We start from the raw sequence: 5960 nt of genomic DNA, 5'->3' as shown, positions 1-5960 counted from the left end.
TTCAGGCTAAATCCCTGACCCAAGCGGAAAGCCAAATCCTGTTTAGCTCTATCGTGCGAGGTGAACTGGAAGCGAGCCAATTGGCGGCGGCGTTAATCAGTATGAAAGTACGCGGTGAAACGCCTGCCGAAATAGCTGGCGCCGCGCAAGCCTTATTGGCGGATGCACAGCCCTTCCCGCGCCCGGATTACCTGTTCGCCGATATCGTTGGTACCGGGGGTGACGGCACTAACAGTATCAATATCTCTACCGCCAGCGCCTTTGTTGCCGCCAGTTGCGGCGTAAAAGTGGCCAAGCATGGCAATCGCAGTGTTTCCAGCCGTTCCGGTTCATCAGACTTGCTGGCCGCATTTGGTATTCGCCTGGACATGAGCGCGGAACAATCCAGATTAGCCTTAGATGAGTTAGGAGTTTGTTTCCTGTTTGCCCCGCAGTATCACACTGGCTTTCGCCACGCGATGCCGGTTCGCCAGCAGTTGAAGACCCGCACCCTGTTTAATGTGTTGGGGCCATTAATCAATCCGGCTCGCCCGCCGTTGGCGCTGATTGGTGTTTACAGCCCTGAGTTGGTATTACCCATCGCGCAAACCCTACAAGTGTTGGGTTACCAGCGTGCTGCGGTGGTACATGGTGGGGGAATGGATGAAGTGGCGATTCATGCACCGACTCAGGTGGCTGAGCTGAATAACGGCAGCATCGAAAGCTATGAATTAGCACCGGAAGATTTTGGTCTGAACCGTTATTCACTGGGCGCATTACAAGGCGGCGCACCGGAAGAAAACCGTGACATTTTAGCACGGTTGTTACAAGGTAAAGGTGAACCGGCACACGCCGCAGCCGTTGCGGCTAACGTGGCGTTATTGCTGAAGTTGCACGGTCAGGAAAACCTGCGCCATAACGCACAGCAGGCATTGGAAATGATTCACAGCGGTCAGGCTTTTGACTGTGTTACCGCTCTGGCGGCGAGAGGATAAATCATGCAGGAAACTGGGCTTAATAAAACCGTGCTCCACCACATTGTGCACGATAAGGAAATCTGGGTTGCCGCTCGGAAATTGCAACAGCCTCTGGCTAGTTTTCAAAACGATATTACCCTGAGCCAGCGCGACTTTTATCACGCGCTGCAAGGCAGTAAGACCGTTTTTATTCTGGAATGTAAGAAGGCATCCCCGTCCAAGGGGGTTATCCGCGAAAACTTTAATCCGGCAGACATTGCAGCAGTTTATAAAAATTATGCATCGGCCATCTCGGTATTAACCGATGAAAAGTACTTCCAAGGCAACTTTGATTTCTTACCACTCGTCAGTGCTGCCGTCACTCAGCCGGTGCTGTGTAAAGACTTTATTATCGACGCCTATCAGATTCAATTGGCGCGTTTTTATCAGGCTGACGCCATTTTACTGATGCTATCGGTGCTCGATGATGACAGCTATCGCCAACTGGCCGCCGTAGCACACAGCCTGAATATGGGGGTGTTGACCGAGGCCAGTAATGCTGAAGAACTGGATCGGGCGATTGCATTAGGTGCCAAAGTGGTCGGTATTAATAACCGGGATCTGCGTGACTTGTCGATAAGCCTTGATCGCACCCGCGAACTGGCCCCACGGCTGCCAAAAGGTGTCACGGTTATTAGCGAATCAGGTATTAATAATTACCAACAGGTGCGCGAACTGAGTCACTTTGCCAACGGATTCCTGATTGGCAGCGCGTTGATGTCTGAACCCGATCTCAATGCTGCGGTGCGCCGTGTGTTACTCGGTGAAAATAAAGTCTGCGGCCTGACCCGCGCTCAAGATGCCGCCGCAGCTTATCAAGCAGGTGCCGTCTATGGTGGTTTAATCTTTGTTGGTAGTTCGCCGCGTTATGTGGATATCGCCAAAGCACGGACTGTGATTAGCGGCGCACCATTGAAGTATGTTGGCGTATTCCGTGATGCCAAAATTGAAACTGTGCAGCAAACAGCCGAGCGCCTGTCGCTGGTGGCAGTGCAGTTGCACGGGCAAGAAGATCAGAGCTATATCAATCAACTGCGCGCGATACTGCCTGCCAGTTGCCAAATTTGGCAGGCATTACGTGTTGACGATAGTGTACCGCAACGCAACTCACAACATGTCGAGCGTTATGTTCTGGACCACGGCAACGGTGGCACCGGTCAACGCTTTGACTGGTCATTACTGGCCGGTCAACCGCTGGATAATGTGCTGCTGGCGGGTGGGCTAAGCGCTGATAACTGTTGTGCAGCAGCCCAACTGGGTTGTGCCGGTCTTGATTTCAATTCCGGTGTAGAAAGTGCCCCCGGCATCAAAGACTCACAACTGATCGCCGCTGTTTTCCAGACGTTACGCGCTTACTGACGGATAATTTTTGGCTAACTTTATTCATGATTCATGGACACACTTTAGTCACCCCATAGGACAGAAAAATGACCACACTTAATCCTTATTTTGGCGAGTTCGGTGGCATGTATGTGCCGCAGATTTTGATGCCAGCATTGAAGCAACTGGAAGAGGCTTTTGTCAGTGCTCAACAGGACCCTGAGTTCCAGGCAGCATTTCAGGATCTGTTAAAGAACTATGCTGGTCGCCCGACCGCGCTAACCCTGTGTCAGAATTTGACCGCCGGGACAAAAACCAAGTTATACCTGAAACGTGAAGACCTGCTGCACGGCGGCGCGCACAAAACCAATCAGGTTTTGGGTCAGGCCTTATTGGCCAAACGCATGGGTAAAACCGAAATCATTGCGGAAACCGGCGCAGGTCAACATGGGGTAGCGTCAGCACTGGCTTGCGCCCTGCTCGGCTTGAAATGCCGTATTTACATGGGTGCCAAAGATATTGAGCGCCAGTCACCCAACGTGTTCCGTATGCGCCTGATGGGGGCTGAAGTGATCCCAGTGCACAGCGGTTCTTCCACCTTGAAAGATGCCTGTAATGAAGCACTGCGCGATTGGTCTGGCAGCTACGAAACCGCCCACTATATGTTGGGAACCGCAGCAGGCCCACACCCTTACCCGACTATCGTGCGTGAATTCCAACGGATGATTGGCGAAGAAACCAAAGCGCAGATGTTAGCCCGGGAAGGCCGTCTGCCGGATGTGGTGCTGGCATGCGTCGGTGGCGGCTCGAATGCGATTGGTATGTTTGCTGATTTTATCGATGAGCCAGGTGTTGCTCTGATTGGTGTTGAGCCGGCAGGGTTGGGTATTGAAACCGGCCAGCACGGTGCACCACTCAAACACGGTAAAGTAGGCATCTATTTCGGCATGAAATCGCCGATGATGCAGACCAGTGACGGCCAAATCGAAGAATCTTACTCAATTTCTGCGGGATTAGACTTCCCATCCGTAGGGCCACAGCATGCTTATTTAAATAGCATTGGTCGTGCTGATTATGTTTCCGTTACCGATGACGAAGCACTGGATGCCTTTAAAGCGCTGTCATGCAAAGAGGGGATTATTCCAGCACTGGAATCCTCCCATGCCTTGGCCCATGCCTTAAAAATGATTAAAGCGTCGCCGGAAAAAGAACAGATATTGGTAGTGAATCTGTCCGGGCGCGGTGATAAAGACATTTTCACCGTTCACGATATTCTGAAAGCACGGGGAGAGATTTAATGGAGCGTTATCAGCAACTTTTCAATCAGTTGGCAGCCAAAAAAGAAGGTGCATTTGTTCCTTTCGTACAGCTAGGGGATCCAACACCGGCTCTATCTTTAGAGATTATTGATACATTAATTGCGGCAGGTGCCGATGCGTTGGAGCTGGGTATACCATTCTCTGATCCACTTGCAGATGGCCCAACCATTCAAAATGCAGCATTGCGTGCTTTTGCCGCTGGCGTGACACCCGGTATCTGCTTTGAAATGCTGGCGGAAATCCGTAAAAAACACCCCGCTATTCCCATCGGCCTGCTGATGTATGCAAATCTGGTATTCCACAATGGAATCGATAGTTTCTACCAGCGTTGTGCTGCTGTCGGTGTCGATTCAGTGCTCATTGCTGACGTACCTTTTGAAGAGTCAGCCCTGTTCCGCGCAGCGGCACTGCGCCATGGGATTGCGCCTATCTTTATCTGCCCACCCAATGCGGACGATGATTTACTGCGCGAGATAGCTTCTCATGGCCGTGGTTACACCTATCTATTGTCACGTGCGGGTGTCACCGGTGCTGAGAATCACGGTCAGCTTGCGCTAAATCATCTGATTGATAAACTGCGTGAATATAATGCCGCCCCAGCACTACAAGGTTTTGGTATTTCACAGCCAGCACAAGTGAAGACCAGTCTGGCAGCCGGTGCGGCCGGCGCGATTTCAGGCTCCGCGATTGTAAAAATCATTGAAAATAATGTCTCACAGCCCGCTGAGATGTTAGCCCAGTTGTCGCGTTTTGTGACTGAAATGAAAGCGGCAACTCGCGGCTAATCTCACCACCAGCGCCTGATTGTCGGTTCAGATCAGGCGCTATATTCGCTCGAACTTCTCGCCTGCCACGCTATATATCTGCTGCAAATTTGAATTAACACTATTCATAACCAATAATTATGTAACGCCCTAAGCATTTCTTTACATTTTGGATGCGATGAGTGATCAGTAGCACGACGTCAATATGTGTTTATAACGCTTTCAACAAGTTATTTTTTTCGTAATGTCCTGTTAAATTATTGGCAAACATGGAGAGTAATTTATGAAGCTTTTTAAGACCCTTTCAGCTTTATGTATTGTAGTAATCATGGCAATGGCAGTAGCAGCCTGTGCACCAACACCTAAATCTGAAGGCACAGGTGGATACCTGGATGATACTGTGGTGACCACCAAGGTAAAATCGGCGTTACTGGGTGAGAAGAATCTTAAATCTACTGAAATCAGTGTTGAGACCTTTAAAGGACGGGTCCAGTTAAGCGGCTTTGTTAGTTCGCGTCAGGATGCAAACCGTGCAGTACAGATCACCCGTACCGTACCTGGGGTGAAATCTGTTAGTGATAGAATGCAAATCAAATAATCCCCTGTTCGGAGGCGCTCTTCGCGCCTCCTTTGTCACCGATGAGTGAACTCAGCCCCTCTGTAGCGGCAAGGACGAAGGGTATTGCCCAAAGTTATTGCCGTTGCAGGTAGGCAGCCAGCAAACGCATCCCGATGAGCTGACTCAGGTCAGTGATTCGGGTAAGTGAGTGCAGCCAACCCCCCTGCAACGTCAAGAACAAAGGGTAATTAGAAACGATAGCCCGCGCCAAACATAAACACCCATGGATCAAGACGGGTATGAATACTTTGCTCTTCACCCCCGGCTTTGAATTTCACGTCAGTTTCGATATTCATCCACCAGACCGACATATTCAGCATCCAGTTTTCACTGACCATGTAGTCCATACCCGCTTGCCCGGCAATACCCCACGAATCTTTAACACTTAAATCCGTCAAACCGGCACCTTGCCCTGTGTTATTAAATTTCTCATCAAAGAAGGTGGTGTAGTTCAGGCCGATACCCAGATACGGGCGCAGTTTGTCTTGCTTATCGCGGAAATAGTATTGCGCCATTAAGGTTGGCGGCAATTGCTTAACTTCAGCAATGGTACCGGTTGCCTCCAGCCCAATTTTATGGCGGAACGGCGTGGCAGCCAGCAATTCTACACCGATGTTATCAGTAATCAGATAGCTGAAGGTCAGCCCTAACTGAGTATTGTTATCCGCTTTGAAGGAACCGTAACCTAATACATCATCAGACCCGGCATTTGGTCTGACAGTTGCTGTCCCTGCCCGGAAAATATAATCGCCTGCTTGATGCGCGCTTGCCGCAGTGGGAGCCAGAGCGGCTACAGCTAACAATGCCAAAGTGACTTTTTTCATTATCCATTCCATTTGTAGGTATATTCGCGAGCAAAATATACCCATAAATGAGTATTCATGATCCAATCGAGATCACATCTTTGGTAACAAATTAAATAAATCCTATTTTATGTAAGGTT

6 protein-coding genes are annotated in these 5960 nt (G+C 49.9%); 5 read left to right on the top strand and 1 reads right to left on the bottom strand.

What is annotated here, in order from left to right; translation table 11 throughout:
* The 5 genes from trpD to V1952_RS19510 form a co-directional block, all read left to right on the top strand.
* Window positions 1-974 (top strand): anthranilate phosphoribosyltransferase (gene trpD / locus V1952_RS19530; protein WP_420075365.1); only part of this gene is annotated, 974 nt, incomplete at its 5' end.
* 3 nt (window positions 975-977) lie between these two features.
* Window positions 978-2354 (top strand): bifunctional indole-3-glycerol-phosphate synthase TrpC/phosphoribosylanthranilate isomerase TrpF, encoded by a 1377-nt coding sequence (trpCF, locus tag V1952_RS19525; RefSeq protein WP_372558971.1) that lies wholly within the window; start codon window positions 978-980, stop codon window positions 2352-2354.
* A 68-nt stretch (window positions 2355-2422) separates the two neighbouring features.
* Window positions 2423-3613 carry a tryptophan synthase subunit beta gene (gene trpB, locus V1952_RS19520; RefSeq protein WP_372558970.1) on the top strand — a complete coding sequence of 397 codons (1191 nt, stop codon included), beginning with the start codon at window positions 2423-2425 and terminating at the stop codon, window positions 3611-3613.
* The gene (trpA, locus tag V1952_RS19515) at window positions 3613-4419 is read left to right on the top strand and encodes a tryptophan synthase subunit alpha (protein ID WP_372558969.1); all 807 of its coding nucleotides are present in this window, start codon (window positions 3613-3615) and stop codon (window positions 4417-4419) included. Before trpB ends, trpA begins: the two co-directional genes overlap by 1 nt.
* 262 nt (window positions 4420-4681) lie before the next feature.
* Window positions 4682-4996, top strand: coding sequence for a BON domain-containing protein (locus V1952_RS19510; RefSeq protein ID WP_083158929.1), 315 nt, complete (start codon window positions 4682-4684; stop codon window positions 4994-4996).
* Between the two features lie 209 nt (window positions 4997-5205).
* On the opposite strand, the gene ompW is transcribed toward V1952_RS19510, so the two are convergent.
* Complete coding sequence (ompW, locus tag V1952_RS19505; protein ID WP_372558968.1) at window positions 5206-5841, bottom strand: outer membrane protein OmpW; 636 nt, start codon at window positions 5839-5841, stop codon at window positions 5206-5208.
* Window positions 5842-5960: the final 119 nt, after the last annotated feature.

Source organism: Yersinia sp. 2542 StPb PI, from assembly GCF_048593855.1.
Classification (GTDB): domain Bacteria; phylum Pseudomonadota; class Gammaproteobacteria; order Enterobacterales; family Enterobacteriaceae; genus Yersinia; species Yersinia enterocolitica_E.
This window is presented reverse-complemented; position numbering and strand designations above follow the sequence as displayed.